The organism is Streptomyces sp. NPDC051776, assembly GCF_040681345.1.
Taxonomy (GTDB): Bacteria; Actinomycetota; Actinomycetes; order Streptomycetales; family Streptomycetaceae; genus Streptomyces.
This window is the reverse complement of sequence record NZ_JBFAYQ010000030.1, coordinates 39,658-66,394: the sequence shown is the minus strand read 5'-3', so window position 1 is coordinate 66,394 and position 26,737 is coordinate 39,658. Positions and strand designations below refer to the sequence as shown.

At 69.9% G+C, this 26,737-nt stretch carries 20 protein-coding genes and 4 pseudogenes; 10 read left to right on the top strand and 14 right to left on the bottom strand.

Features of this window, described 5'->3' with window-relative positions; genetic code table 11:
- Positions 1–29: 29 nt before the first annotated feature.
- The 3 genes from AB0M26_RS22105 to AB0M26_RS22095 form a co-directional block, all read right to left on the bottom strand.
- Positions 30–1,460 (bottom strand): selenium-binding protein SBP56-related protein, encoded by a 1,431-nt coding sequence (locus AB0M26_RS22105; protein ID WP_365263528.1) that lies wholly within the window; start codon positions 1,458–1,460, stop codon positions 30–32.
- Between the two features lie 899 nt (positions 1,461–2,359).
- Entirely contained in the window at positions 2,360–3,022 is a 663-nt protein-coding gene (gene msrA, locus AB0M26_RS22100; protein WP_365263527.1) for a peptide-methionine (S)-S-oxide reductase MsrA, read from the bottom strand.
- 95 nt (positions 3,023–3,117) lie between these two features.
- Positions 3,118–4,233 (bottom strand): hypothetical protein, encoded by a 1,116-nt coding sequence (locus tag AB0M26_RS22095; protein ID WP_365263526.1) that lies wholly within the window; start codon positions 4,231–4,233, stop codon positions 3,118–3,120.
- Positions 4,234–4,434: 201 nt separating this feature from the next.
- Here AB0M26_RS22095 and AB0M26_RS22090 point away from each other — a divergent pair, with 201 nt between their 5' ends.
- The gene (locus AB0M26_RS22090) at positions 4,435–5,598 is read left to right on the top strand and encodes a cystathionine gamma-synthase (protein WP_365263525.1); all 1,164 of its coding nucleotides are present in this window, start codon (positions 4,435–4,437) and stop codon (positions 5,596–5,598) included.
- 261 nt (positions 5,599–5,859) lie between these two features.
- On the opposite strand, the gene AB0M26_RS22085 is transcribed toward AB0M26_RS22090, so the two are convergent.
- The 3 genes from AB0M26_RS22085 to AB0M26_RS22075 all read right to left on the bottom strand — a co-directional run bounded on the left by AB0M26_RS22085 (position 5,860) and on the right by AB0M26_RS22075 (position 7,232).
- On the bottom strand, positions 5,860–6,111 hold the full coding sequence (locus tag AB0M26_RS22085) for a hypothetical protein (protein ID WP_365263524.1): 252 nt from the start codon (positions 6,109–6,111) through the stop codon (positions 5,860–5,862).
- A complete protein-coding gene (locus tag AB0M26_RS22080) occupies positions 6,108–6,566 on the bottom strand; it encodes a sigma factor-like helix-turn-helix DNA-binding protein (RefSeq protein ID WP_365263523.1) in 459 nt (152 codons plus the stop codon). Before AB0M26_RS22080 ends, AB0M26_RS22085 begins: the two co-directional genes overlap by 4 nt.
- Positions 6,567–6,701: 135 nt before the next feature.
- Positions 6,702–7,232 (bottom strand): MarR family transcriptional regulator, encoded by a 531-nt coding sequence (locus tag AB0M26_RS22075; RefSeq protein WP_365263522.1) that lies wholly within the window; start codon positions 7,230–7,232, stop codon positions 6,702–6,704.
- A 126-nt stretch (positions 7,233–7,358) separates the two neighbouring features.
- On the opposite strand from AB0M26_RS22075, the gene ilvA reads away from it, so the two are divergent.
- The 3 genes from ilvA (at position 7,359) to AB0M26_RS22060 (ending at position 10,980) form a co-directional block, all read left to right on the top strand.
- On the top strand, positions 7,359–8,609 hold the full coding sequence (gene ilvA / locus AB0M26_RS22070) for a threonine ammonia-lyase (RefSeq protein ID WP_365263521.1): 1,251 nt from the start codon (positions 7,359–7,361) through the stop codon (positions 8,607–8,609).
- Between the two features lie 461 nt (positions 8,610–9,070).
- Positions 9,071–10,120, top strand: a complete 1,050-nt coding sequence (locus AB0M26_RS22065; RefSeq protein WP_365263520.1) for an ATP-binding cassette domain-containing protein — start codon at positions 9,071–9,073, stop codon at positions 10,118–10,120.
- Positions 10,121–10,161: 41 nt separating this feature from the next.
- Positions 10,162–10,980: an ABC transporter permease gene (locus AB0M26_RS22060; protein ID WP_365263546.1), complete on the top strand. Its 819-nt coding sequence runs from the start codon at positions 10,162–10,164 to the stop codon at positions 10,978–10,980.
- A 256-nt stretch (positions 10,981–11,236) separates the two neighbouring features.
- Here the strand turns inward: AB0M26_RS22060 and greA are convergent, their stop codons facing one another.
- Positions 11,237–11,734, bottom strand: a complete 498-nt coding sequence (gene greA, locus AB0M26_RS22055) for a transcription elongation factor GreA (protein WP_365263519.1) — start codon at positions 11,732–11,734, stop codon at positions 11,237–11,239.
- 165 nt (positions 11,735–11,899) lie between these two features.
- Positions 11,900–12,310 (bottom strand): DUF4307 domain-containing protein, encoded by a 411-nt coding sequence (locus tag AB0M26_RS22050; RefSeq protein ID WP_365263518.1) that lies wholly within the window; start codon positions 12,308–12,310, stop codon positions 11,900–11,902.
- A gap of 151 nt (positions 12,311–12,461) precedes the next feature.
- Here AB0M26_RS22050 and mca point away from each other — a divergent pair, with 151 nt between their 5' ends.
- Both mca and AB0M26_RS22040 read left to right on the top strand, forming a co-directional pair.
- Complete coding sequence (gene mca / locus AB0M26_RS22045) at positions 12,462–13,313, top strand: mycothiol conjugate amidase Mca (RefSeq protein WP_365263545.1); 852 nt, start codon at positions 12,462–12,464, stop codon at positions 13,311–13,313.
- Positions 13,314–13,332: 19 nt separating this feature from the next.
- Positions 13,333–13,626, top strand: a complete 294-nt coding sequence (locus AB0M26_RS22040; protein WP_365263544.1) for a hypothetical protein — start codon at positions 13,333–13,335, stop codon at positions 13,624–13,626.
- A gap of 394 nt (positions 13,627–14,020) precedes the next feature.
- On the opposite strand, the gene AB0M26_RS22035 is transcribed toward AB0M26_RS22040, so the two are convergent.
- Entirely contained in the window at positions 14,021–17,311 is a 3,291-nt protein-coding gene (locus tag AB0M26_RS22035; RefSeq protein ID WP_365263517.1) for a tetratricopeptide repeat protein, read from the bottom strand.
- Positions 17,312–17,442: 131 nt separating this feature from the next.
- Between AB0M26_RS22035 and AB0M26_RS22030 the strand changes: the two are divergent.
- Positions 17,443–17,604 (top strand): annotated as a pseudogene (locus AB0M26_RS22030) (DUF255 domain-containing protein); the annotation flags it as partial.
- 712 nt (positions 17,605–18,316) lie between these two features.
- A pseudogene (locus AB0M26_RS22025) lies at positions 18,317–19,063 on the top strand (CDP-alcohol phosphatidyltransferase family protein); the annotation flags it as partial.
- Positions 19,064–19,098: 35 nt separating this feature from the next.
- Here AB0M26_RS22025 and AB0M26_RS22020 read toward each other — a convergent pair.
- The gene (locus AB0M26_RS22020; RefSeq protein WP_365263516.1) at positions 19,099–19,326 is read right to left on the bottom strand and encodes a hypothetical protein; all 228 of its coding nucleotides are present in this window, start codon (positions 19,324–19,326) and stop codon (positions 19,099–19,101) included.
- 556 nt (positions 19,327–19,882) lie between these two features.
- Here AB0M26_RS22020 and AB0M26_RS22015 point away from each other — a divergent pair.
- Positions 19,883–21,184: a hypothetical protein gene (locus AB0M26_RS22015; RefSeq protein WP_365263515.1), complete on the top strand. Its 1,302-nt coding sequence runs from the start codon at positions 19,883–19,885 to the stop codon at positions 21,182–21,184.
- Between the two features lie 266 nt (positions 21,185–21,450).
- On the opposite strand, the pseudogene AB0M26_RS22010 reads toward AB0M26_RS22015, so the two are convergent.
- Both AB0M26_RS22010 and AB0M26_RS22005 read right to left on the bottom strand, forming a co-directional pair.
- Positions 21,451–21,837: pseudogene (locus tag AB0M26_RS22010) on the bottom strand (ISAzo13 family transposase); the annotation flags it as partial.
- Positions 21,838–22,131: 294 nt separating this feature from the next.
- Positions 22,132–22,350, bottom strand: a pseudogene (locus tag AB0M26_RS22005) (transposase); the annotation flags it as partial.
- A 176-nt stretch (positions 22,351–22,526) separates the two neighbouring features.
- Here AB0M26_RS22005 and AB0M26_RS22000 point away from each other — a divergent pair.
- Positions 22,527–23,156, top strand: a complete 630-nt coding sequence (locus tag AB0M26_RS22000) for a sigma-70 family RNA polymerase sigma factor (protein WP_365263514.1) — start codon at positions 22,527–22,529, stop codon at positions 23,154–23,156.
- Positions 23,157–23,424: 268 nt separating this feature from the next.
- Here the strand turns inward: AB0M26_RS22000 and AB0M26_RS21995 are convergent, their stop codons facing one another.
- Positions 23,425–23,655 (bottom strand): hypothetical protein, encoded by a 231-nt coding sequence (locus AB0M26_RS21995; protein WP_365263513.1) that lies wholly within the window; start codon positions 23,653–23,655, stop codon positions 23,425–23,427.
- A 140-nt stretch (positions 23,656–23,795) separates the two neighbouring features.
- Positions 23,796–26,354 (bottom strand): BTAD domain-containing putative transcriptional regulator, encoded by a 2,559-nt coding sequence (locus AB0M26_RS21990; RefSeq protein WP_365263512.1) that lies wholly within the window; start codon positions 26,352–26,354, stop codon positions 23,796–23,798.
- Positions 26,355–26,737: the final 383 nt, after the last annotated feature.

Genomic DNA, 26,737 nt, shown 5'->3' with positions numbered 1-26,737 from the left:
ACTGCGCTACCCCCGGGCGAACGGCTTCCTCAGCGGCGGTAGCAGTACGAATCCGAGGAGGCGTCGCCGCCCTGCAGGCGCGTCTGGTGCGCGCGCAAGTTGAGGAGGTCCGGGCCGTGCGGATAGAAGCGACTGTCGAGTGAGAGCCCGCCGTGCGAGGTGTCGGCGTCGAGTTTGACCATCCACGGGTCGATGCCCGCGGGATAGAACTGCGCGTCCCAGGCAGCGTACAAGGAGTTTGTCAGGTACACGCGCCGCCCGTCCCGGCTGAGCTCGACCATCTGTGGTCCGCCGGTCAGCGGATTGTCCGGCTCGGAGGGGTGCGGCTGGGGGTCGACGATGCCGCCCAGACGCACGGACGCGGTCTGCCTGGGATGGAACGGGTCGCTCACGTCGTACTGGAGCAGATGGCCGGTTCCCCATGCGGATACGTACAGCCACTGGTCGTCCACCGACAGGTCGATGTCCGTGATCAATGGGGGCGCAGCGCCGAACGGCTGCACCGCCGGGGGCAGGTCTTCCGTTTGCGCGGGCTCGGCCGGAACGGTGATCACCTTGCGGACCACGAAGTCCTCGCCCTCCCGGTTCCATAGCCACACCGAGGCCGACAGGTCCTCCACGTTGACCACGGTGTTGGTGAATCCCCACGTTGCCTCGGGGTCGTGGGCGGGACGGAGCTCCAGCACCATCTGGTTCTCATCACCCAGATCGACTTGCTGCAGGTGCCGACCGCGGTCCAGCTCCCAGAAGTGCAGTGAGTGGCCGTACTGGCGCTCCAGCAGCAGTTCGGGGACAACGCCGTCCTCGATCATCGAGGGGGTTCCCCACTCGCTGGTCACGGCGATGTTCTGGCGCAGATGCCACCAGACGTCGTAGGCGAAACGCTGCGGTCCGCGGTCGGCCTCCCAGGCGTGTAGCACTTCGAAGCTTTCGTGGTCCAGCAGGGCGACGCCGCCAGGCCCGTCCGCACCGTCCGCCCCGCCCAGGCAGGAGAGGAACACTCCGTCGGGGCCACAGTGAAGTGTGTGCGGACGCGAATACCCGGCCTTGGCGGCCAGCTCCTCGGGCTCGACCACCTTGACCAGCCGGGGGCGGCCAGGATCGGGGCCGGTGTCGAAGACGTGCAGCCGGGAGGACCGCAGCCCCGGGACGATGAGGTAGCGCCGCGCAGCGTGATGATGACCGGCATGCGCCAGTGCGCTCGAGCAGGCGTTCCAGCCGAAGTGGTGCAGCTCGTTGCCCGCGTCGGGCAGCTCGGCGTGGGAAGTCACGCGGCCGTATTCGGCGGATTCGGGGTCGGTGCCGACGGTGAACAACGCATCCGCGCGCTGTGCCGTCGGGTCGAAAGCGACGACATAGGCGAGCTTCTCCGGGGGTGCGGCAACGGCATCCGCCGGAGTGCGGTACAAGGTGGGATCACTGTGGTCGTCCCGGTTGTAAGCGTGCTCAGTCGTGCTCATGGCTGTTCCTTACTCCCGAACGGGAGCACGGACCGGAAGGGCTCCCGACGGGGAGCCGGGCTCACCCGTTCGAGATCGATGTGCAGATGCGGGTCATATATGCCACAAATCAAGCGTTCCACAGGCCGGGAACTCTGCCAAGGCAGCGCCGCGGACCGCCACAGCGTGCGGCTCGTCTCCCGTGCGGCTCGTCTCCCGTATGCCGAGTGCGGCCCGCGCCGAGCGGCGGCCGGCCTTCCGGCCGCATTGCCGGCTGACCGCAAGGAGTGCACCGACCGGCCCGAAGCCTGTGGGACGAGCGCGTTTGTATCGCGCTGTCCGCAGAAGCCGTCTGCGGAAACAGCCAAGCCACATTTCTGGGGTCAGTTCTCCTCCGGCCCGGCCCAGCGTGCGCTTCGCCGTTCGCCGGCCGAGTCGTGCTCTGTGCGGACGGCGCGGTCCGCTCGCTGGTGGAACTCCAGCGAGTGGGGCGGAAGTCGCCGCGGACACAGCGGGTTCTGCGACGCCTCGGTCCGCCCTGGCATCCGGCCGGGACGTGGCCGCCTATGGTTATGACGCCGCGCAGCGGCTCACGTCCGCCGGTTGCCGGCACGAGCCATCCACCGTTACTTCGCACTCATGGGAGTTGGGAGGCAGGGGCGACCCGAAGCGTCTTCTCAGTGGCTCCCAGCCGGTTTCAGTCAGGCGACGGCCGGATCCATGTGCGAACTCCCTGCAACCTCAACGCGGTCACGAGCACGGCTCAGTGCCCCGCACGGCCACGCGCCCCGATGAGCCCTTGCCTGATCACTGCTGTCCCGCCGCCGACAAGCCACACGGACGATCACTGGTATCGAGGCCGGCGATGGAGCGAACTACACGCGCCGCTGTAGGTGGTGGAGTTGCAGTTCGCCAGTCCGTCAGCCGTCGGTCGGGGCAAGGCCGATCGGGCATGAGACTCCGGTCCCGCCGATGCCGCAGTAGCCGTTCGGGTTCTTGTCCAGGTACTGCTGGTGGTACGGCTCCGCCGGGTAGAACGGGCGTCCCTCGGCCGGAAGGACCTCCGTGGTGATCGTGCCGTGTCCCGCCTTCGTCAGCACCGGCTGGTACGCGTCACGGGACGCCTCCGCCGCGGCCTGCTGCTCGGAGGAGTGGGTGTAGATCGCCGAGCGGTACTGGGTGCCGACGTCGTTGCCCTGGCGGAAGCCCTGGGTTGGGTCGTGGGCCTCCCAGAAGGTCTTGAGCAGAGCGTCGTACGAGATGACCTCCGGGTCGAAGACGACACGGACGGCCTCGGTGTGCCCGGTCAGACCGCTGCACACCTCCTCGTAAACGGGGTTCGGCGTGTGCCCGCCCTGGTAGCCGACCAGGGTCGTCCACACCCCCGGGATCCTCCAGAACGTGCGCTCGGCACCCCAGAAGCAGCCCAGCCCGAAGTCGGCCACCTCCAGGCCCTCGGGGTAGGGGCCGCGCAGCGGGTTGCCGAGGACCGTGTGCCGCTCCGGAACGGTGAATTCGGGCGCCTCGCGGCCGCGCAGCGCCTCCCCGGCGGTGGGAAGCTGCGGCTTGCGGTTCAGGAACATGGTGCGACTCCTCGGCGTCATGCGTCCGCCTTCCACAACGTCCGGCCCCGCCCCGGAATTCCATGCTCCGGGGCCGCGGTGCGCATCGCCGACTCTCAGCGCGGCATCGTCGCCGGGCTCCCGCCGGACTGCTCCCACCCCGCGATGGCCTGCGCGCGGTAGACCACATACGCGGCCGCCGGGTCCGGCCCGTACGACCACGGCACGGCGCCCACATGCCCGTCCACCTGCCGGAGCTGCTCCAGCGCCTCGCCGTAGCGCTCGGCGCGTACCAGGAACCAGACGAGCAGATGGCGCACGTGCGGCAGGGTCGCATGGTCGGCGGGCACGGTGCGGGTCGCGAAGAGGGCGCCCTGGATGGCACGGCTGACGACCTCGCTCCGGTACAGGCCGCGGACCATGTTCACCTCGGGCAGGTGCTCGAAGACCGCGAACAGCGGCAGCGCCGGGAGCAGGCTCTTCTCGGGTGCGGTCGCCGCCGCGTCCTCGGCGAACGCGTCGGCCTTCTCCTTGGAGCCGTGCCACTTCTCGCACCAGTGGTGCAGGGCGGCCAGGTGCGCCCCCATATGGTGCGGGGCGCGCGAGGTGATCCTGATCCACAGCTCCTCGAAGTCGGCCTCCCGGTAGCCGAGCCCGCGCGCCACCGCAAGCTCCACGATGTACGGAGTCGGGTCGCCCGGCGCGAGCAGCGCGGCCTCGCCGCACACCGTCCGCGCCTCCTCCAGGATGATCCGGTACTCCTCGGAGCCCGGCCCCGCCTGCGACTGCCGCGCCTGCCGCACGAGGAATTCCGCGTGCACGACCGCGCCGCCCGCCTCCTTGGGCGCGTCCACCCGCCAGGTCCGCAGCCACCGGCCGCCCTCGCCCGGCGCCTGAGCCAGGTCGACCGCAGCCGCCCCCGCCAGGGTCTGGACGCGCTGCCAGCGCAGCTCCCAGTCGTCCGACGAGGCGGTGGTAGCGAGCAATTGCGCTGCCGGATGCCAGTCCTGGGTGCGCCGGATCTCCTCCAGAACCTCCGCCAGCTCGGGGTCCGGACCCGGCAGCCGTACGTCGAGGCGCTCCGGGGGCGCGAAGCCGTACCCGGCGTGGTGGTCGAGGATGCTGTCGTGCCCACGCAGGGCCTGCCGGTCGCCGCGCATCCGCAGCAGGGCGGGCACCACGAGGACGCCGCCGATCATGACCAGGCCGAGCAGGATGATCATTATCTCCATGAGGTCCGTGTCCTGTGTCCGGTCGTGTGCGAGGGGCCCGTACGTCGCGTGCGAAGGGGCTTGTACATCGTGTGCCAGGTGCGCCCGGGGCCTGCGCAGGGCCCCCTGCCCGAGTCTGCCGTCCCGTCCGGCTGTTCGTCCGAGCGGTCGTGTCGTCCGAGAGTGAGCGCACAGTCAGTGTGGCGCATTACGCTCGGGCGCATGACCGACGAGCAGCAGCAGCACGCATTCCACGGCTTCGAGACCCGGGCGATCCACGCCGGGCAGCAGGCGGACCCCCTCACGGGCGCTGTCGTTCAGCCGATCTACCAGGTTTCGACGTACAAGCAGGACGGCGTCGGCGGACTGCGCGGCGGCTACGAGTACAGCCGCTCCGCCAACCCGACCCGTACCGCTCTCGAGCAGAACATCGCAGCATTGGAGGGCGGCCGGCGCGGCCTGGCCTTCGCCTCCGGACTGGCGGCCGAGGACTGCCTGCTGCGCACCCTGCTCGTGCCCGGCGACCACGTGGTCATCCCCGACGACGCCTACGGCGGGACCTTCAGGCTGTTCTCCAAGGTCGCCGAGCGCTGGGGGGTGGGGTGGGCGGTGGCGGACACCACCGACCTGGCCTCCGTACGGGCCGCCCTCACCCCGCGCACCAAGCTGATCTGGGTGGAGACGCCCAGCAACCCGCTGCTCGGCATCACCGACATCGAGGCGGTCGCCGACCTGGCGCGCGGCGCCGGCGCGCGGCTCGTGGTCGACAACACCTTCGCCAGCCCGTACCTCCAGCAGCCGCTGGCGCACGGCGCGGACATCATCGTGCACTCGACGACCAAGTACATGGGCGGACATTCGGACGTCGTCGGCGGAGCGCTGGTGGTGAACGACGACGCGCTCGGCGACGAACTCGCCTTCCACCAGAACTCGATGGGGGCCATTGCCGGTCCCTTCGACGCCTGGCTCACGATGCGCGGCATCAAGACCCTGGCCGTGCGGATGGACCGCCACAGCGCCAACGCCGAGCGCGTGGCGGAACTGCTCGTCGCCCACCCAAAGGTGGCGCAGGTCTACTACCCGGGACTGCACGAGCACCCCGGCCACGAGATCGCGGCGAAGCAGATGCGGTTCTTCGGCGGGATGGTGTCCTTCAGGGTCACCGGCGGGGAGCAGGCGGCGGTCGAGGTCTGCAACCGGGCCCGGCTGTTCACCCTCGGCGAGTCCCTCGGCGGCGTCGAGTCGCTGATCGAGCACCCGGGTCGGATGACGCACGCGTCCGCGGCCGGATCGGCGCTCGAGGTGCCCGCTGACCTGGTGCGGCTGTCGGTCGGCATCGAGGCGGTGGACGACCTGCTGTCGGACCTGGCGCAGGCGCTGGGCTGATCGCGAATCCCGCGTCGTGACACGGCGGGAGGGCCGGTACCGGCACGGGCGGCACCGGCCCTCGGCTCCGCTACGGGCCCGGAGGGCCCGCTCGTCCGCGGCCGTTCGTCCCTGTGCCCTCCAACTGCCGTACGGCCGTGGGCGCTTCGGCTCGTACGGCACCCGTACCGTTCAACGTCGTGCGCCACGCCTGTGGTTCGGCCTCGTTACGCGCCACGCCAGTGGTTCGGCGTCATTACGGCCGTGGGCGCGGCGACCGCGCTACCAGCCTTCCAGTGGTGGCGTGGTGCCGGACGGCGGCATGACCCAGGGCTGAACCGCAATCGCCCACACGGCGAAGGCCACGACCGCGACAACCAGCACCGTCCAGGTCACGGCCCGTACGATCCGGTGGCGGGCGAGGAGCTGCCGCCCGCGCATCGCCGCCAGCTCCGCCAGGTCCGGCGGCACCACCGGATGCGGCCCGTCCAGCATCCGGCGGACCTCCTCCTGCTTGCGGTCGGGGAGGCTCATGGCGTGGCCACCTCCGGCCGGGACGGCGGTACGGGACGGCTGCGCATCGCCGCCACGGAGCGCAGACAGATCGCACGGACCCGGTCGGCCGGGAGTCCGAGCTGCGCCGCGGCCTGCTCCTCGGCCACACCCTCGTAGAGCCGCAGCACCAGTACCAGGCGCTCCTGCGGGGTGAGCCGGTCGAGAACGCCGCCGCGGGGGCGGCGGTGGCGCCAGGTCGTACGGGCGAAGTGGGTGGCGAGTTCCTGGCGGGTGCGCTCGTAGGGATCCTCGCCGTGGAGGCCGTCCCACGCGGCGTACGTCCGCGCCAGGGCCGCGGTGAGCAGGCGCTCCGCGGCTTCGGGGTCACCGGTCAGCAGCGTGGCGGCATGAAGGAGCCTGCCGGCCGCGCCCGCGACGAATGCCTCGAACTCCCGGGCCCGGCGGCGATCCAGTGCCGCACGCCGCTCTCGCACCCTGCCCTCCTCGTCCTTCAATAGACGGCAGGTACGGGCCGAGGTCAAGAGGTCGGAACGTCACGACAACGCGGCGGAGGGATGTGCCGGAAGGACACGTGGGGCGCCGGGGGCCAGAGCGCGCCGGGGCCCGTCTCAGGACGCCTGCGGCTCCTGCAGCGGCGCGGCCGCCATCCGTGCGGACAGCGCGTCGTTGAAGCGGGTCAGCAGGTCGCAGAAGGACTCCCGCTCCTCCTCGGCCCAGTCCTCCGTCAGCAGCTCCATGAGCTCGCGCCTTGAGGAGCGCACCTCGTCCAGCCGCGCCTTGCCGCGGGCCGAGAGCTGCAGGACGACGGCCCGGCCGTCCTCGGGATGGGACGTCCTCTTGACCAGACCGGTGTCGACCAGCGGCGCAACCTGGCGGGTGACGGTCGAGGAGTCGATGCCCATCCCCGCGGCCAGGGCCTTTACGCCCATGGGCCCTTCGCGGTCCAGGCGGTTGAGCAGCAGATACGCGGCCCGGTCCATCGAGTTGCGAACCTGTCCGACACCGCCGAGACGGGTCTGCTCCGCGCGCCGGGCGAAGAGGGCCACTTGGTGCTGCAGGTCATCGAGGAGGCCGCTCTCTGGGGACGCCTCCCGGCCGGTGGCCGGGGGAGCGGTCGTCATGTCCGGAGTGGTGGGCATGGCCTGAGCTCACTTCGTGAGGACGGTCGTGGATGCGCACAGGGTACGCGGCCGCGGCCCGACCCGTACCGGCTCGCGACAATCCCGTGACCGCCGGGACAGGCGGGAACTGCGAGACTTGTCCTCATGGCACCATCGCACGGCGACACCCCCGGTACGACACCCCCGCCCCTGTCCGAGATCACTGTCGACGACGTGCGCGCGGCGCACAAGATGCTCGCCGGGGTGGCCCGGATCACCGCCATGGAGGGGAGCCGTCACCTCTCCGGTCTGGTCGGCTCCCCGGTTCACCTCAAGTGCGAGAACCTCCAGCGCACCGGCTCCTTCAAGGTGCGCGGCGCCTACGTGAGGATCGCCGGCCTGAGCTCCGAGCAGCGCGCCAAGGGCGTTGTCGCGGCCAGCGCGGGCAACCACGCACAGGGCGTCGCGCTCGCCGCATCGCTGCTCGGCGTGCGTTCCACCGTCTTCATGCCGGTCGGCGCACCTCTGCCCAAGGTCGCCGCGACCCGCGAATACGGCGCCGAGGTACGCATGCACGGGCACGTGGTGGACGAGACGCTGCGCGCCGCCCAGGAGTACGCCGAGGCGACCGGTGCGGTCCTCATCCACCCCTTCGACCACCGCGATGTGGTGGCCGGGCAGGGGACGCTCGGCCTGGAGATCCTCGAACAGTGCCCGGAGGTGCGGACGATCGTCGTCGGCATCGGAGGCGGCGGACTGGCGGCCGGGATAGCGGTGGCGGTCAAGGCGCTGCGCCCGGATGTGAAGGTGGTCGGGGTGCAGGCGGAGGGCGCGGCGGCGTATCCGCCGTCGCTGCAGGCCGGGGTGCCGGTGTCGCTGGAGTCGGTGGCGACGATGGCGGACGGCATCAAGGTCGGCCGGCCCGGGAACGTGCCGTTCAAAATCATTGGCGATCTGGTGGACGAGGTTCGTACCGTTTCAGAGGACGAGCTCTCCAGCGCGTTGCTGCTGTGCCTGGAGCGCGCGAAGCTGGTGGTCGAGCCGGCCGGGGCGAGCTCGGTGGCGGCCCTGCTGTCGCGGCCCGAGTCGTTCGAGGGGCCCGTGGTGGCGGTGCTGTCGGGCGGGAACGTGGATCCGCTGCTGATGCAGCGGATCCTGCGGCACGGTATGGCCGCGGCGGGGCGCTATCTGTCGCTGCGGCTGAGGCTGACGGACCGGCCCGGGGCGCTGGCGACGCTCCTCGGGGTGTTGTCAGTGGTCGACGCTAACGTCCTCGACGTGAGCCACGTACGGACCGACCCCCGGCTCGGGCTCGCGGAAGCGGAGGTCGAGTTGCATCTGGAGACCAAGGGGCCGGAGCACTGCGACGAGGTGAGGGGGGCGCTCCGTGAGGCGGGCTACACCGTGATGGCGTGACGTTTCTTCGAAGTTCCCCCTTCCTTCCCATTGCCCCTGGTGTCGCGTCACCGGCCATGGCATGCGCATGGCCTGCGTCATGGCGTGAAGAGCGGCGGCCCAAATCATGGCGTGCGGTGCGTCATGGCGTGAAGAGCGGCGGCCCGCATCATGGCGTGCGGTGCGTCATGCCGGGCGAGCCGGAGACCGATCCACGACCGGAGAACGATCCATGACCGGTGACCGATCCATGAGGGGTCACGGTTGCATGAGGTGTCCGGTCGGCTGATCACGACATGTCGTGATGCTTGTTCCAGCCACATTTTGGTATCAAGTGACTCAAACCTTTCGCATGACTAACGCGACATATCGCGTCTGCGGTACGGTCTTCCCGGCGGTTTCCCCAACGCTCCGCCGACGGCACATGCCGGACCCGGCCCCCACAACTTCACACTCACCCATGAATCCCAGGAGTTGCTTCCATGCCAGGCGCCATTTACGCCGAAGGTCTCGTGAAGACTTTCGGCGATGTGAGGGCTCTGGACGGCGTCGATCTCGACGTTCCCGAGGGCACCGTTCTAGGCCTGCTCGGCCCGAACGGCGCGGGCAAGACCACCGCCGTACGTGTCCTGACGACGCTGCTGCAGCCCGACGGAGGCAGGGCCACGGTCGCCGGCCTCGACGTCGTCCGGCAGCCCGACGACGTCCGGCGGGCCATCGGCCTCTCCGGCCAGTTCGCCGCCGTCGACGAGTACCTCACCGGACGTGAGAACCTCCGGATGGTCGGCCAGCTCTACCAGATGAACGGCCGGGCCGCGAAAGCCCGCGCGGACGAGCTGCTCGAGCGGTTCAACCTCGCCGACGCGGCCGACCGGACCGCCAAGACCTACTCCGGCGGTATGCGGCGGCGCCTCGACCTGGCCGCGGCCCTCGTCGTCAGCCCGCCCGTGATGTTCATGGACGAGCCGACCACCGGCCTCGACCCGCGGAACCGGCAGGCCCTCTGGGAGGTCATCGAGGAACTGGTCGCGGGCGGCACGACTCTGCTGCTCACCACGCAGTACCTCGAGGAGGCAGACCGCCTGGCGCACGACATCTGCGTCATCGACCACGGCAAGGCCATCGCACGAGGCACTTCCGACCAGCTCAAGGCGCAGACGGGCGGTGAGCGCGTCGAGGTCGTCGTGCACGACCCCGAGCATCTGGCCACCACCACCGAGCTCCTGCGCGGCTTCGGCAAGGGCGAGGTCAGCGTCGAGAACCACACCCGTAAGGTCACCGTCCCGGTCAGTGGCGGCGCCAAGCTGCTGGCCGAGGTCATCCGCGAGCTCGACACCCGCGGAATCGAAATCGACGACATCGGCCTGCGCAGGCCGACTCTGGACGACGTCTTCATCTCGCTCACCGGGCACGCCGCGGAGGTCGAGGAGGACGCCGAGGCAGGCCAGGGCGGACCGCCCGGGCCGGCCTCCGGAGCGACGAAGGCCCGGGCGCAGAAGGCGCGAGTCCGGCACGAGGAGGCTGCCCAGTGACCGCCGTGACGACCACCGGAACCCCCGCAGCGGGCCCGAGGATGCGGAGCGCACTGGGGCAGTCCGTCCGTGACTCACTGGTCATCGCCAAGCGCAACCTGATCCGGATGGTCCGAATCCCCGAGGTCGTGATCTTCGGGCTGGTCCAGCCGATCATGTTCGTGGTGCTGTTCAGCTACGTCTTCGGCGGCTCGATCAATGTCCCGGGTGCCGGGCTCGACGCGAACGCGTACCGGCAGTTCCTGATGGCGGGGATTTTCGCGCAGACCGTCACCTTCGCCACGGCGGGCGCCGGCGCGGGCATCGCGGAGGACATGCACAAGGGGCTGATCGACCGCTTCCGGTCGCTGCCCATGGCGCGGGGAGCGGTGCTCACCGGCCGTACGCTCGCCGACCTCGTACAGACCGCGCTGACCGTCGTGGTGCTGGCCGTGGTCGCGGTCATCGTCGGCTGGCGGATCCACGACGGGTTCCTCCGGGCGCTGGCCGGGTTCGGGCTGCTGCTCCTGCTCGGATACGCGTTCTCGTGGATCGGCGCGCTGATCGGCCTGTCCGTACGGACGCCGGAAGCCGCCACGTCGGGCGGTCTGATCTGGCTGTTCCCGCTGACGTTCATCTCGAACGCCTTCGTGCCGGCGGACAACATGCCCACCGTGCTGCGGCACATCGCCGAGTGGAACCCGTTCAGCGCCACGGTGCAGGGCTGTCGTGAACTGTTCGGCAACCTTCCGCCGAACTACCCGGTACCGGACGCCTGGCCGATGCAGCACCCCGTGCTTGCCTCGGTCCTCTGGTCGATCGTGATCATCGCGGCGTTCCGCACGCTGGCGGTGCGCAAGTACCGCTCGGCGAACACCTAGGTTTCCGCCCCCCGAGGATTGCCCGGTGGCGAGGCGTCCCGGTGCGGTCGGATGCAAGCGGCGATCGGTCTCGTAGTGGGCCTTCTCAGCTGTTCCGGCAACCGATCCGGCGACTGATCCGGCAACGCAGCAGACGGCCGTGCCGGGGCAGCGGGCCGGGCAGCCCGGCGGCGAGGCGTCACCGGCCACGACGAGGCCGCCGCACGACGGAGCCCCCGGCCGGGCGAAATCGGCCGGGGGCTCACGTGTGCGCTGCTCAGCCGGAATACGGCTTGGCCTCGAGGATCTTCACCGTGGCCTTGCCGCCGTTCGGCAGCTCGTACTCGGCGTCGTCACCGACCTTCTTGCCCATCACGCCGGTTCCGAGCGGCGACTGCGGCGAGTAGGTCTCGACGTCCGCGCTGGCGTACTCACGGGAGGCGAGGAGGAAGGTCAGGGTGTCGTCCGGGTCGCCGTCGAAGGCGATGGTCACGACCATGCCCGGTGCCACCACGCCGGTGTCCGCCGGAGCCTCGCCGACCTTGGCGTGCTGCAGAAGCTGAGTGAGCTGGCGCACGCGAAGCTCCTGCTTGCCCTGCTCCTCCTTGGCCGCGTGGTACCCGCCGTTCTCCCGCAGGTCACCTTCTTCCCGAGCCGCCTCGATCTTCTTGGCGATCTCGACACGTGCGGGACCCGACAGGTAATCCAGCTCGGCCTTGAGCTGGTCGTACGCCTCCTGGGTGAGCCAGGTGACGTTCTCGCTGGTCTGGGTCACAGGTGCTCCTCGTCGGTACTGGGAATACAAAGCAACGCCCTACCCCGGAGCATTACGCCGTCACAGGTGGGCGAAACCACGAGCCTAACAATTGCGAGCCGAAACGGGGAGGAGGAATACCGCTAAAGGTGCATAGAGGCAGGTCAAGGGGCGTGGTGAACGCCGTCACCCGCCGCTCGCGGGCTTGCAGCCGATCAGCTCCACCGCCGTGGCGCGCTGCGTCGTACGGATCGTGCCGACCTTGTCCACGCGGCCTTGGTGCTCGTCGAAACGGAGGTCCTTCCAGCCGACCTCGGAGCCGTCCTCGGCCTGCGCGAAGACCGTGCACACCCCGGGCGTCCCGGCGTCCTTGCGGACCTCCAGATGCACCTCGGCGCTGGTGTCCGAGACCACCTTGAACTTGATCAGCTCGCCCGTGACCTTCTGGCCCGAGACGTAACTGAAACCGAACCACCCGGTCACTCCGAGCATCACCACTCCGAGCGCCGCGCCGATGATCTTCAGCTTGCGGTCCGCGCGGGCGTCCGCGGTGCGGCCGTACCGCGCGGCGGCGCGCTTCTCGCCACTGGCGGCCATCGTCGTCCTCCCGCAATACGGACCGCGGAATGTACGGCCCTTGGATTCGGTCACTATAGAAGGCGCCTTCTCCGGACGGTGGAGCGGGCCGCGACCAGTGACTGAGGATCTTAAGGATCAAGTCTTGACCGAGACCGAGCAACTGCGATTGATGGCAGTCCACGCCCATCCCGACGACGAGTCGAGCAAGGGCGCGGCGACGATGGCCAAGTACGTGTCCGAGGGGGTGGACGTGCTGGTCGCGACCTGCACGGGAGGGGAACGCGGCTCCATCCTCAACCCCAAGCTGCAGGGCGACCCTTACATCCAGGCGCACATCCACGAGGTGCGCGCCAAGGAGATGGAGGAGGCCAGGCAGATCCTGGGCGTCAAGCAGGCGTGGCTGGGGTTCGTGGACTCCGGTCTGCCCGAGGGCGACCCGCTGCCGCCGCTGCCCGACGGGTGCTTTGCGCTGCAGGACGTCGACGAGGCGGCGGGCGCGCTCGTGAAGCTGATCCGCGAGTTCCGGCCGCACGTGATCACCACGTACGACGAAAACGGCGGATACCCGCACCCCGACCACATCATGACCCACAAGATCTCGATGGTGGCCTTTGAGGCCGCGGGCGACGCGGGGCAGTGGCCGGAGGCCGGGGAGCCCTGGCAGCCGTTGAAGCTCTACTACAACCAGGGGTTCAACCGGCCCCGCACGCTGGCCCTGCACGAGGCGCTGCTCGCGCGGGGCCTGGAGTCCCCGTACGGCGAGTGGCTGGAGCGGTGGAAGCAGTTCCAGAGGGTCGAGCGGAACCTGACCACGCACGTGCCCTGTGCCGAGTTCTATCCGGTACGAGACAAGGCGCTGATCGCCCACGCCACCCAGATCGACCCCGACGGCGGCTGGTTCCGGGTGCCGATGGAGATCCAGCAGGAAGTCTGGCCGACGGAGGAGTACGAGCTGGCGAAGTCGCTCGTCGATACCTCGCTACCCGAGGACGACCTCTTCGCGGGCATCCGCCAGAATTGAGCGCATGACGATCGCGACCATGACGCAGCTCGTGCCCCTCGCCAAGGAGCTGGACGAGAACAAGGTGACGCCCGGCGTCCTCGGCTTCATCGTCTTCGCGCTGCTCGGTGGGGCTGTGTGGTTGCTGATGAAGAGCATGAACAAGCAGTTCCAGAAGATCGACTTCGAGGAGGCGCCCGCCGCGTCCGCGGCTTCCCGTACGGGTCGTACGGGAAGCCCGACGGGCAAGGTCGACCGCGGAGCGGACCGGGCGGAGGACCCCGCCCCCGGTCGCACCGCGGATTCCCGCACCACGGACTCCAAGGGCGACTAGTGGCGCCCCCGCAAAGGGTTGCCGGGTAGCGAGGCGTCCCGGGGGCTGTCGGATGCAAGGCGCCGGATCCGCCTCGTAGTTGGCCTGCTCGGCTGATCCGGCAACACAGCCGACGGCCGTGCCAAGGCGACGAGCGGGGCAAACCCGGGGGGCGGGCGGCACCAGCCAGCCGTACACGGCGGACCTCGGGGCGGTCGGCCGGCCCGGGGCCTCCCGTGCGCGGACGCGCGAGGGCCGGGCCCGGCTCGGTCCTCGTCAAGGCAGTGGTCGGCCTCTCCTTTCCGGATCGGCCTCCCCTTCCCGGACAACGGGGAAGGGGCGCTGATGCCCGCCGTGGCGCCCAACCGGCTGCCCCTGCCTCTGCCCGCCCGCCCTCGCCCGCCGCGCCCCGCCGTCAGCTCGGGGCGGGCACCCGGACGCCCATCACCTCGCGGGAGTGACGGTTGGGGACCATGCCGAGGTTCCAGGCCTGCCAACCGGTCTCCGGCTCGACGCCGCGCTCGAGTATCAGGGCGTACGCCTCGGCGCAGTCCTCCAGCCTGGTGTCGCGCCGAGGGTGCGACTCCCGCAGAAGCTGTGCCAGTTCCTCCTGTGCCACCGCCGAGCCGACGACCGAGCCGCCCGCGGAGGCGAACGAGAGCATGGTGCAGCGCAGGAACCGCGCCCAGTCCTCGCCGCGCACATCGCCGTAGCCCGCGAAGAGCCGTCCCGCCTCCTCCGCCAGAGCCAGGGCCTGGGCCGCGCGACCGTTGCCCGCGTCGATCACGGCAAGTTCGATGCATGACCATGCCTCGCCGTGCGCGACGCCCACGCGGTGGAAGTCCTGCCGCGCGTCCTGAAGGAGTTGCCGGGCGAACCCGCTGTTGCGCAGTGATCCGGTCTGGGCCGCCCGCTGGTCGCGAGTGACCCGCGCGGAGTGGTGCCTGGCGCAGGCCAGCCCGTAGACGTCCCGCATGCGGCTGAACATCGTGCGGGCCCGCTCCAGTTCGCGAACCGCCGCTCCGTGCTCGCCGCGCTCCTCCAAGGCCTGGCCCAGGTAGTAGCGGGTCCACGCCTCGCCACGGGCGTCCTCGTTGTCCCGGTGGCGGGACAGCGCCTGATCGAGTTCGGCGTTCGCCGCTCCCACGTCGCCGTCGACCAGGCGCGCCCGGGCGAGTTCGGTGAGCGCCCAGGCCTCTCCACGGCTGTCGCGGGTGCTGCCGTACTGATCGAGGGCGCGGCGGAGTTGCTTCTCCGCCTCCGGCACCTCGCCCATCCGCAGATACACCTGGCCGAGCTGGAAGTGCGTCCATGCCTGCCCGTGCACGCTCTCATTGGCCCGGTGCAGCTCCAGCGCCTCGCGCAGCAGCTCCAGCGCCTCCGCTATGCGTGCCCGGTCGCGCTCCACCGCGCCCAGGGCGTGCAGCGTCCAGGCGCGGTCGCCGCGCAGCTCCTCACCGGCCTGCATCTCCAGCGCCTCGCGGAGCTTGGCCGCCGCCTCCGGCAGATTGCCCTGGTGGTGCAGGGTGATGCCCAGGTCGCGCAGGGCGCGGGCCACGCCGGCCGCGTGTTCGGCCTCGCGGTAGAGGTCCACGACCGAGGACAGGGTCGTGCGGGCCTTGTCCAGCTCGCCGAGCTGGCGCGCCGCCACACCGGTGCGCCACTGCACCGAGCGCATCAGCAGGCCTCGGTCCGCGGCCTTGGTGAGTTCGCTGAGCTCCCCGAGGCGGTAGAGGTCGCCGCGAAGTAGGCAGTAGTCGCACAGGGCGCCCAGCAGATGCAGCACCGCGGACTGGTCCACGTCCTCCGCATGGCGCAGCTCCGCCGTGATGAAGCTCGACTCGTCGTCCAGCCAGCGCAGCGCCGCCTCGAGCGAGGTGAAGCCGTGCGGTCCCACGGCGCCCTTCTGGAAAGCGGCGTCTGCGCGAGTGGATGTCTTGCCGTCGACGAGGCGGATCACCGAGTCCGCCAGCTCCGCGTAGCTGCGGATCAGCCGCTCCTGCGCGGCGGACCGCTCGGCCGGCTCCTCCTCGTCGAGCAGCCGGGACAGGGCGAAGCCGCGGACCAGGTCGTGCAGCCGGTAGCGGCTTCCGCGAACGTGATCGATGAGCCCGGCCCGGGCAAGGGCCGTCAGTTGCCGACTCGCCTGCTGCTCGTCCGTGGCCAGCAGGGCCGCCGCCGCTGCCGCGCCCAGGCTGGCCCGACCGGCCAGGGAAAGACGGCGCAGTAGTCTTCGGCCCGCGTCCTGCTGATCGGCGTATCGCATGTGCAGGGCGCGCTCGACCGGGCTTGCCGCCTCGTGGCCCGCAAGGCCTGCGGCGAGGGCGCTGGGCGTGCGGGCGCCGAGAGAGGAACCGGCGATACGGAGCGCCAGCGGCAGTCCGCCGCACAGGTCGCGGATCCTCTCGCCCGCCTCCATGTCGTACGGTCCGGCGTCCTCCTGCGCAACGGCCTTCAGCAGGTCCTCCGCCCCGGCCGCGTCCAGCGGTTCGAGACCCAGCTCGTGGATATGCGCGGGGAGGTCCTCCGGCAGCTCCAGCGGGCCGCGGGCAGTGATCAGGAGCAGGCTCTCCGAACGCTCGGGCAGCAGCACCCGCACCTGCTCCGGATCCGAGGCGTCATCGAGGACGACGGTGACGGGCACTCCCGTCACATGCTGGTGGTACAGCTCGCTCAGCCGCTTGACCTGCTGCTCGGGGGAGGACCGCTCCCGGAACAGCAGTTGCTCGCGCGGTGCGCCGAGGCGGTTGAGCAGATGCAGGAGGGCATCCCGCGTGGGCAGCGGCGGCTCGCCCGGGCTGTCGCCCCGCAGGTCCACGACGCATGCCCCCCGGAACTGGTCCTTCAGATGGTGCGCGGCCCGCACGGCCAGGGTCGTCCGGCCGGACCCCGGAGCGCCGTGCAGCACGACAACCGTCGGCTTGGTCTCCGTACTCGCGCGGGCGGCCTGCACCCACTGCGCGATCTGGAGTAGCTGGGCACGCCGGCCCACGAAGGGGCCGTCCTCCTCGGGAAGGTGGCCGAACGACCGCTGGAGCACGCTCCGCCGCCGGGCCGCGGCGCTCTTGTCACCGCCGCGCAGTTTCGGTCCGCGCCCAGGCGCCGCCGAGCCGCCCTGGCCGCGGGCGGAGGGCGCCGCCGCCCCGCCGCCGCGGCGCGTTGCGGCCGCCAGCATGCGCTGCTGGTCGAGGAAGGGCCGGATGCCGCGCACCTCCAGCGCGGTCAGCCACTCCAGCCTCAACTGCTCCGCACCACCGGGCCGATTCCGCAGACCCGCGCGGCTGTGCGCCGACGGCCAGTGCCCGGCCGTGAGCTTGACCAGCGCGGTCGCCGATCCCACGACCGCGACGGTGCCGGCCGCGGCCAACGCCGTGCCCGCCGATGTCCCGAACCCGAGGTCGGCGCCGAATGCGGCCACGGTGGCGGTGAGCGCCACCAGCGCGGGCGTGCCGAGTCGTTCGGGCGAGAGACGGCGACCCAGCGGCTCCCTACCCGCCTCCGACTCATCCAGCGCCCGGATGTACGCGCCGTACTCCTCCGCCGCGGTCCCGGCCATTTCCGGCAATGCTTCGCGCGCCCGCCCCATGAGGAACGCGGTGTCCGCGTGCCCTCCAGAACGGCGCACCTCCTCCTCGATGGCGCGGGCCAGGAGCTGCTCGGCCTCGGCATGATGGATGTCCCGCAGGATCGCCATTGAGCCCGACATGGGCTTCCCCCTCCAGCAGCGATGTCTCGTACTTCAAGTCTTCCGCCTCTCAAGGTTTTCCGTCAGCTCTGTGGATAACTCGGGCTGTGGACAAACTCGGGGATGCCGACCGGATGACCCAGGATGGGAGCATGCCGAACCGACTGGCCCACGAGACCTCGCCCTGTCTCCTCCAGCACGCCGACAACCTCGTCGACTGGTTTCCCTGGTCGGAGGAGGCGTTCGCCGAGGCCCGGCGGCGCGATGTGCCCGTGCTGCTCAGCGTCGGCTGTTCGTCCTGCCAGTGGTGTCACTGCACTTGGAGAACCAGGTAGTTCTGACCTGGTTTGTTCACACGGAGCACCCAGGCGGGGGACGGAGGGGCCGACGTCGTTCCCATGTGCGGTGGCCCCGTGCGGTCATCCCCACCCAGTCGCTACCGACAGTGGCTCACGCACAAACTCGGCACCTGGCGCGACCAGTTCGGCAGTTCGGGGTGCGCCCACGTTCGATCGGGCACCGTCCTCGGTCGCGAGGCCGTCGACGGGGCCAGGCCGAGTACGTCCGCGTCTCCTTCGCCATGTCGCTGCACCCGCTTGCCGCAGGCCGTGCCCGGTTCGAAGCAGCCGAGGGCGACGAAGGGGGGTACGACGTTTCCCCCGCCGGCCGACGCACGCGCGCGGTGCGGAGGAGAGCGCCCACCGATTCGCCTGGCTGCGGTGTTGCACACAAGCTCCGGTCAGGGCCTACGGCCCCACCGCTCCTGCCCCGTCAGCCCATGGCACGGGTACCCGCCGTTGCAGACCGTGGCCTCGGGGGCTCCAACGCCGTCCGGCCATCCGATTCCCTCCACGGAGCTCAGCCCTCGGAGTTGCTCGAATTCCTGAACGCCGCTGATGCGATCTTCTCAGCCACCTGGCGGATGTTGTTCCAGCTCTCGGTGGCCAAAGTGGGGCGAACGGTCGGCAGACGGAACGCCACCGAATGGCAAGGCAAGAGAAGTTCGACCGGAGCATGCGGGGTTGAGCTGCGGGCTGCTTCGCAGTGGGCAGCTGGGGGTGGCTGCTGGCTGGTGCCGGGCTCTACCACCTGAGCTTCATCCTCGACTGCATGGACGGCAAGCTCGTCAGGCTCACCGGCACCGGCTCCGTCTTCGGTGCCTGGCTGGACTACGTTTTCGACCGTGTCCGCGTACTGGCCTGCGCCGTCGCTCTGATGGGCGGCCAGTACGCCCGTACTGGCCAGGTCGTCTATCTCTTGGCTCGCGCTCGCCGTGGTCTTCCTCGACATGCTCCGCTACGTCAACGCGTTGCAGATCTTCAAGATCCGTCACGGGATGCGGAAGCAGATCAAGCACGGTTGCGCGCGGCTCGAGATGCCGAGAACGAGGGGGAACTCGCGTTCATGGAAGACCTGCTTCGGGGCAACCCCGAGGCCGACCTCGAGCAGGACCGGACGGTCGCGGACGACGAAGTCTCGCTGAATGGAACCGAACCAGGCCCGCCGGCCGTCGTCGACCTGCATCAGGAATTTCGGCGCCGTTTTCCCTGGTACCTGCGTCTCCGCTCCCTCCTGCTTCGTCACCGCATAAGAACACACCTGGTCAGCGGCATCGAATTCCAGATGGCCGTATTCATCGTCGGTCCCGCTGTGAACGCCGTCGCACCGGCGACCTTCGGCGCGGGTGCGTTGTTGCTCCTCTTCGAACTGGCCATCATCTACAAGCTGTTGCTGTCCACGCGCGACTTCACCCGTACCGTGAAATCGGTTTGAAACCACGACCTGACGACACGTGCAGCGCCGCAAGGTCACGCCGCCGGAGTACGCCAATGACCAGGTGTGCGATGCGACCCCGTCAATGCGGCGAGCTTGTTGGCGTAAGCCTCGCCGTCGAGCGCCAGGATGAAATTTGCGTAAGCCTCGCCGTCGAGCGCCAGGATGAAAATCGAGGAGCCTGTCTCCTGGGGACTGGGCTCGGCGCCTGCCGGGCGGGGCGTCACCGTTCCTGAAGAACCGGGTTTGGCCAGGTCGGACAACGGGTGCAGACAACGCAGCTCACGCTGTGCGCCGTGACGGCATGGGGTCATGAGCGGCGCCAGAATCCGCAAGGCGAAGCGCTACCTGTTAGGGGCCAACAGCAATTGGCCAGAGACGCGAATTAGCGGAGCTGCCCGGAACCCCGGAGTGGCGGTCGTCGGTACCCAAGGAACGCTGTTCCCGGCACGCAGCTTGTCGAGTTACCTGAGCATCGGCGCACAGCCCGGCTCGTCTGTCAGATGAGGAGGGGGCGGGTGTGCGGCTCAGGCGGGATCCGCACCAGGGGGACGGGGGATATCGCTCGTCGGGTCGGGAGACGCATCACCAAGCTCGAGCGTGTCGGTCTCTCAGCAACTCGATGGATGGGACCCCAACTGCCTGCCCTCCTACGGTGGAGCGTCGGCTCACCGCAGGAGACGATCACTCGAGACGGCGCAATCCGGCGAGGACCCAAGGAGGTCTTCTCAACACTGGGCCGTTGAACCGCCATCGCTGATTCCTCGTAGCTATCCATGTCAGTTCGCCCGCGAGGACAGCGAAGAAGGAGAGACCGCCGTGTCGCCGACCAACAACCAGTTCGATGAAATGAACAGGTCGAAACTCAACCAATTGATTGCCGCCGCCGGAGGGAGGCTGCCGAGCACGGGCAGTTGGAACTCGCCGCTCCTTGCACAGCTCTACGATGAGGCGGCCGGTCAAATGGGCGGCCTGCCCTTGAAGCCTGTAGACGACCGTCAACCCGCCCAAGCGCGTTGGAGCGCGGAGGACGGCTATTGGATCACGTACGACCCGGCCTACGAACCCAAGTCGTACACCGACCCCGGTTCATTCGCCACGGCCACCGTCCTCCACGAGCTCATGCACATATCTACGGACAAACGTTACAGGCACATCCAGGATAACGACCTCAAGTGGGTGAACTTCCATCTCCCGGGAGAGGCCGACAGCGAGGAGCTCAGAGGGTCGATGCAAAAGCAGATGGAAGCAGGCGAAAAAAACTTCGGCAATCTCAGAGAGATCCTGGAGCAGGACGCCCGGAAGGGGGTTCTGGACCGCAGCGTGCATGAACATCTGCAGGACCGAATCACCTACGGTCAGGCCACACCCCATGTGCACTACGACACCGTGCTCACAGATATCGCCGCATACATGGCCCTGAACCAAAAAACAGACACGGACACGTATCGGTACACAGCCCAATTGTCCCAAGAGGCCTACAACCGGCGCATGAACGGCGCAGTCGGTGATGAGCTGCAGGTCCAGCCCTACAACCGCCCTGTGCGCCCGAACCTTTTTCAGAACTTCCAGAACTTCTGGAGACCGATGTGGGAGAAGCTGCCGTTCTCTGCACCGCGTGTGAACCCGCCGACCCAGACGACCGTGAGCACCCTGCCGCCGGGCAACCTGGGCACCCAGCAGCCTGAGAGCCTCGGCACGCAGGGGGCCGCGCCCCCGAGCCATCCCACGGGGCTCGATCTGAACGCGTCGACGGCGGCCCCGAACGATCAGCAAGAGCCGTTCGTCACGCCGCCCCAGACACCGACCGCGTTCGCCCCCGTGCAACAGCAGGCGGCACAGGAGTTGACCGGTAACCAGATGGCACAGCTGTCGCCGACGACTGTGCCGAATAGTCTGGGTGGTTCGGGTGGTTGGGGTCAGCAGGTCAACCTGCCGGGCGCCGGAGGACCGGACACGCAGGTCGCGGCGAGCATGACCGGTCCTGGCACGGCGGGGGTGCCCATGCAAGTCACACAGCCGGGCGGGATCGTTCCTGGCACGACGGGGGTGCCCATGCAAGACTCACAGCAGCCGGCCGGGACCGTTCCTGGCACACCGAGTGGTCTGGGCGGTGCGTGATGAATCTCGATCCGCAGACTGTGGCCGCGCTTGACGACAACACGGCCGGTGTTCGGGGTGGCAGCTTCGTGTCCCCTCTCGCCGGCCGCAAGGAAAGCGGGACGATCTGGTTGGTCGGGCGTGAGGGCCTGGGGTGAAGGCCCGCAGAGGTCCGGCCCGTGGGTAGTCGAGGCGTCCTTGCCCGTTCCACCAGCGGCGGATCGATTCGACACCGCGAAGGCCGCGGTGTCGTGATCCGTACCGGCGTGCCCCCAACCGGTGTCCGCCGCCAGGTCGTAGATGCCGTAGGGCAGGGCCTTGCCCAGTGCATCACCGGGGAAGTCATGGACATCGACCCCCACCTGCTCGCCGGCCGGGCCGCCATTGCCGTCCCGCATTCTTGAACTCCCCGATGACTCCTTCTACCTCGTATCCCTCTGACCACTGACCGACCGTCCGCCTGATGATCCCTGTACCTGGTCTTTGATGTACCGGAACTGCGCCTGCTGGTCGAAGCGTTGAGCGTCCTCAAGCGTCTTGGCGTTGGCCTGAAGACTGAACCGTTCTCCCCTAACAGCCTGCCCACTTTCGGCGCTGACGCGGCATGGCCCTGCCGTGTCAGTTCCCCGGCCGGAGACCGCAGTGACTTGGTCGTCATGGCGCAGCGTCGACATCGGATCGCCCCCTTCATCCGGCTCGACCAGCGCCAGCAACGCCGGAACGAGCAGCGGGTCAAGCTCCTCGGGGCTCTTGCGACCGCCGCCGTCCCGGCGTACCCGGCCATCGGGCAGTGGACCAGCGCCCGCCTCGCCCATCGATGCAGGCTGGACAAGACCTCAGCTCCACGGGTCGATCCAACTCGACTTCACCAGAGGGAACTTCTCTTCGAAGGCGGCTCACGCTGCCTGTGCGGGCAACCTGGTCCCGGCAAAGCGCATCCAGGTCGTGGCCCGGGGCCCGTCCGGGCACGGTTTCGTCGACCAGATCTTCTTCCAGCGCGCCGGCGGGAAGTCGGCGAACGCGGTGATGTCCGTCGCCGCATCCAACAACATCGTTTTGACCTGCGGGAACTGCCGCCCGAGCATGTCGGCCACCACGGAGGGTCCCGCCACCCCGGTGACAAGGCGACGGTGTCTTGCCGGGGACGGCAAGACACCGGCAAGTCCCCGCCAAGACACCTGCCCGAGTGTGTACGGGCCGCGCTCGGCACACAGCGCGGCGCAGACGTAACCGGTTGACGGACGAGGACTTCTGGCACATGAGGACTTCTGGGCACATGAGGACTTCTGAGCATGTGAGGGCTTCTGACCATGTGAGGGCTTCCAAGCATGTGAGGACTTCTGGACATGTGAGGCGCACCGGGGTGATCGAAGAGCCGGCTGCGAGAGGCGGGAAGCCTGCCGCGGCGCCGGTCGCGGCCGACCGGCGGCCCCCCGCGCAGGCGCAGGTCGGCTCAGGGCAGAGCACCGCCGTGCGGCCGATCCCCGCCCGGGACGAGGCCTTCATCCGGGCGGTGTACGAGCAGCACGGCTCCGTGCTGCTGCGCTTTGCGACGGGGCTCCTCAACGGAGACCGGTATCAGGCCGAGGACGTGCTCCAGGAGGCGGTGCTACGGGCCTGGCGGCGGGTGGACGCCCTGGACGCGCCGCCCCACACCCTGCGCCCCTGGCTGTTCACCGTCGTACGGAATCAGGTGATCGACATACACCGGTCCCGGCAGGCTCGCCCGGCGGAGTGCGGCGACTTCGCGCTCGCGGACCACCCCGGCGTGGACGAGATCGAGCGCACCCTCACCGCACAGCTCGTCCTCGAACTCCTCGACGACCTCGCTCCGCCGCACCGGGAGGTCATCGTGCACGTGTACTGGATGGGGCGGAGCGTCACCGAGACCGCGAAGGAGCTGAACATACCGCCGGGCACCGTCAAGTCCCGTACGTACTACGCCATGCGCGCGTTGCGCCACGCCCTCGAGTCCCGTGGCATGCCGGTGTGAGTGGCGACGGGGTGCCGTGGCGTCAGCTCAGCCGTTCGTCGTCCCCGCCCGGTTCGATCGCCATGCCGATCTCCGCGGCCTCCCTGAGGGCCCCGGATCCGCAGCCGCGCCGCCTCGACTTGAGCCGTGTCCTCGAGTTCGCGGGCGAGGTACCAGCGGGAGCGGGAGCGGGAGCGGGCGCGGAACGGCGGCGAGCCGCGGCGGTTCGACACCTGCAGCGCAAGCCGGAGGTCCCGCTGCGCCGAAGGCCCGTCCCCCAGTACCAGGTTCAGCCGCCCCAGCGTGAGGCCATGGGACCGAGGCACAACAACGACGTGCCGAACACGGCCAGCCGGTCTTCCCACGGCCGCATCAGCGGCACCAGTTCTGCCGCGTGCCGCCGGTCGGTGCGCCGCACACCGCCCTCCGCGCACAGGACCATCACCGGAAGCCAGGACCAGTTCACCGGCCAGTCGGACGCGGGGTGGTCCCGCAGGATCCGGAACGCCCGCTCCCTCACCCCTCCAGGGCGTCCGCGGGCGCCAGGTGGTCGTAGGCGTGTGCCAGGGGCCCGCCGGATCGGAGGCGTCCGCGGGGCTGGGAGCGCTTCGCACCGCTCTGATGAGCGCCCTCGCGTCGCCCCGGTACAGGGCGAGCTGCTCACGCGCGAGGAGCGAGACCTCGGCGAGCCCGTGGCGGCCGCGTAGTACACCGCCGCGGTGAGGACGTTGAGCACCCGGGCTCGCTCCGCCGTGGCCGACGCGTCGAGGCGTTCCAGGACCTGCTCCAGGCGGGAATGATGAGCCGCCGCAGAGACTCGGTCCCGGCGGGCAGCAAGGGCCACAGACCGTGGGTCACGGTGACGGCGTCCGCCGAACGGACGAGGAACTCCAGGCTGGCATCGCTGTCCGTGCCCATGAGCCCCAAATCGAGTGCGTCGACTATGCAGTCGGTGCCCTCTGCCTGCCGGCCGGTCCTGATCAGGGCGATCCCGAGCTCGCACAGCGCCTCGCTCCGCCGGTGCGGGCAGGAGCCCGCCGCATCCGCCGCGTGCCGCAGCCAGCGCACCGCCTCCTCGTACGAGGCGCGCTCGGCGAACCACCGGCCGGCCTCCAGCGTGGCGTCGACGATCTCCTCGTTGGGCACGAGGGGCGCCGCGGCCACCAGATGGTGGGCGGTCTCCCCGGGGTGTCGTCCGCACAGGGTCTGCAGCGACCGCGCGACCGCGGCGTGCAACCGCTGCCGTCGCGGCTGCGGCAGGGCGTCCAGCGTGGTCTCGCGGACCAGGGCATGGGTGAAGGCGTAGGCGCCGGCCTCGCCCGGGCTGCACACCCAGGCCATCACCCCGTCGGCGACGGCGCGGTCGACCAGCAAGGACAGCTCGTCCAGCGGGATGCCGAGCACATGGGCGAGAAGTTCCGTGTCCAGCCTTTCGCCCATCACGGCGGCGGTGTCGACCAGGTCCCGTACGGCGGGGTCGAGCCGGCCCAGCCGTCGGCCCAGCGCGTCGGCGATGGACAGCGGAAGCTGCGCGCCGTCGCCCAGGCGCCGCTTTGGGGGCAGGCGCAGCAGCTCGGTGAGATAAAAGGGGTTGCCGCCGGTGCGGGCGTGCAGCCGGGCGGCGGTGTCCGTCTCCTCGTCGGCGTCCGGCAACAGCGCCTGCACATCGCGAACGGTCAGGGCGCGCAGCGCGATGCAGGTACCGCCCCGCCGTACGGAGGTGGTCAGGAAATCCGGGTAGTGCGCGGCGCTGGAGTCCCGGGTCGTGCCCACCATGGCGAGGGGCGCGTCGTGCAGATGCCGGGCGAGGAACGTCATGAGGGCCAGGGTGTCGGCGTCCGCCCACTGCAGGTCGTCTATGACGCACAGCGTGGGCCGCGTGCCGACCTGGGCCGCCAGCCAGCCGGCTGTCTCGTCGAACAGCGCGAACCGTTCGTGGCCCGCGCCCGCCTCGGCGCCGGCCTCGCGTCGCTCCCCGCGTACGGACGCCACGAGGGACGCAAGCGGCCCCGCGTCGTGTCTGCTGGAGCCGCCGACGAAGCCCAGACCGCGCAGGAGCTGGGAAACCGGCCAGAACGGCGGTGCGTCACCGTCCTCGACGCAGCGCCCCCACGCCACCGTGAATCCGGAGTCCTCGGCCATACAGGCCAGTTCCTGGGCCAGCCGTGTCTTACCTATGCCCGCCTCGCCGCTGATGATCGCCCAGGCGGCCCTTCCTCCGCGGGCGGTGTCGAGCACCCGGCGCAGCCGTGCCATCTCCTCCCCCCGGCCGACCATCACCGAATCGGCGACCGCCACCCGGTCCGCCGCGGACCGGGTGGGCGGGCAGCCCGAAACGGCCGTGCCCGACTTGGTCATCGATGCCGTGGCGGTGAGTGCCGAAGCGCCGCTCACCGCGGTACCGCCGCCCAGGAGCTGAGCCGCCGTGGCGGAGGCGCCGAGCGGGGGCCTTGTGCCGAGGATGGAGGTGTCGTGGCGCAGGATCGCCACCTGGAGGTCGCGCAGCTCCGGTCCCGGTTCGAGGCCCAGGTCCTCCGCGAGCAGGCCGCGCACCTTGTCGTAGCGCTGGAGGGCGTCGGCCGCGCGGCCCGAGCGGTACAGGGCGCGCAGCAGCGAGGCCCAGGCCGCCTCGCGCAGCGGATGACGTTCCGTCAACTGCTCGGCGGCGGTAACGGCCCGCTCGTACTCGCCCCGCCCCACAAGCGCCGCCACGCGCAGCTCCTCGGCCGCGACTTTCGCTTCCTCGAGCCGGGCCACCTCCGGTGCCGCGAAGCCGTAGTCGGCGACATCCGCGAGCGCGGGTCCGCGCCACAACGCCAGGGCGGCCACGACATCGTCGTGCGCGCGCTCGGGCCGCCCCTCGGCCAGGGCGCGCCGGGAGGCCGCCACGCCTCGTTCGAACCGCACGGTGTCCAGGGACTCCGGCGAGACCCGCAGCGCGTATCCGGGCGGTTCGCTGACCAGGATCTTCGCCTCGCCCCTGCGCCGGCGCTCCGGTTCCAGAAGCCGGCGAAGCCTACTGACGTGCGCGTGGACGGACGCCACGGCTCCGGCCGGCGGGACGCCGTTCCACAGGTCTTCGCAGAGGCGTTCGACCTGGACCGGACGGCCGTCCTCCAGCAGCAGCCGGATCAGCAGCGCACGCCGCATCGGCGGGCCGAGTTCGAGCATGGCCGCGTCACGTCTAGCCTCCAGGGCCCCCAGCACGCTGAAGTCCACTTAACCTTCCCCCTCGTCCACCGGATTTACCTATCAGCGTCACGTTTCCGCCACAAGTGATGATGAGGTCGACGCGATGTTGGCGCTCGGTGTCGGTGTGGTATGGCCACTGGTCAGTGGGATGCTTCTGCGCCCCGGATGGTGGGCCTGGCGACCCCGGATGTGAGGGAGTTCACACCGTTTTCGGCCACCGTACCGGGGGTCATGGCAGGACCGGTTGCCACGGCTTGGGTGCCTTCCCGTGCCGGTATCCGCGCGGGTCCCTCGTCCAGGAAGGGGTATGAGCCGTCCGGCGGGACCTGGATCAGGGTGGCAGCACCCTGATGCCGATCGAGGACGGTCGCGTGAACGGGTGTGCGGAGCATCTGCGCACGGCTTCGACC

What these genes read in the sequence shown, in the direction of transcription:
- mca (WP_365263545.1), top strand. Translation starts at nt 12,462, where the DNA reads ATGGCAGTCCACGCCCATCCCGACGACGAGTCGAGCAAGGGCGCGGCG.
- AB0M26_RS22035 (WP_365263517.1), bottom strand. Translation starts at nt 17,311, where the DNA reads ATGTCGGGCTCAATGGCGATCCTGCGGGACATCCATCATGCCGAGGCC.
- AB0M26_RS22095 (WP_365263526.1), bottom strand. Translation starts at nt 4,233, where the DNA reads ATGGAGATAATGATCATCCTGCTCGGCCTGGTCATGATCGGCGGCGTC.
- msrA (WP_365263527.1), bottom strand. Translation starts at nt 3,022, where the DNA reads ATGTTCCTGAACCGCAAGCCGCAGCTTCCCACCGCCGGGGAGGCGCTG.
- AB0M26_RS22050 (WP_365263518.1), bottom strand. Translation starts at nt 12,310, where the DNA reads ATGGCCGCCAGTGGCGAGAAGCGCGCCGCCGCGCGGTACGGCCGCACC.
- AB0M26_RS22040 (WP_365263544.1), top strand. Translation starts at nt 13,333, where the DNA reads ATGACGCAGCTCGTGCCCCTCGCCAAGGAGCTGGACGAGAACAAGGTG.
- AB0M26_RS22090 (WP_365263525.1), top strand. Translation starts at nt 4,435, where the DNA reads ATGACCGACGAGCAGCAGCAGCACGCATTCCACGGCTTCGAGACCCGG.
- ilvA (WP_365263521.1), top strand. Translation starts at nt 7,359, where the DNA reads ATGGCACCATCGCACGGCGACACCCCCGGTACGACACCCCCGCCCCTG.
- AB0M26_RS22075 (WP_365263522.1), bottom strand. Translation starts at nt 7,232, where the DNA reads ATGCCCACCACTCCGGACATGACGACCGCTCCCCCGGCCACCGGCCGG.
- AB0M26_RS22105 (WP_365263528.1), bottom strand. Translation starts at nt 1,460, where the DNA reads ATGAGCACGACTGAGCACGCTTACAACCGGGACGACCACAGTGATCCC.
- AB0M26_RS22065 (WP_365263520.1), top strand. Translation starts at nt 9,071, where the DNA reads ATGCCAGGCGCCATTTACGCCGAAGGTCTCGTGAAGACTTTCGGCGAT.
- AB0M26_RS22060 (WP_365263546.1), top strand. Translation starts at nt 10,162, where the DNA reads ATGCGGAGCGCACTGGGGCAGTCCGTCCGTGACTCACTGGTCATCGCC.
- AB0M26_RS22085 (WP_365263524.1), bottom strand. Translation starts at nt 6,111, where the DNA reads ATGAGCCTCCCCGACCGCAAGCAGGAGGAGGTCCGCCGGATGCTGGAC.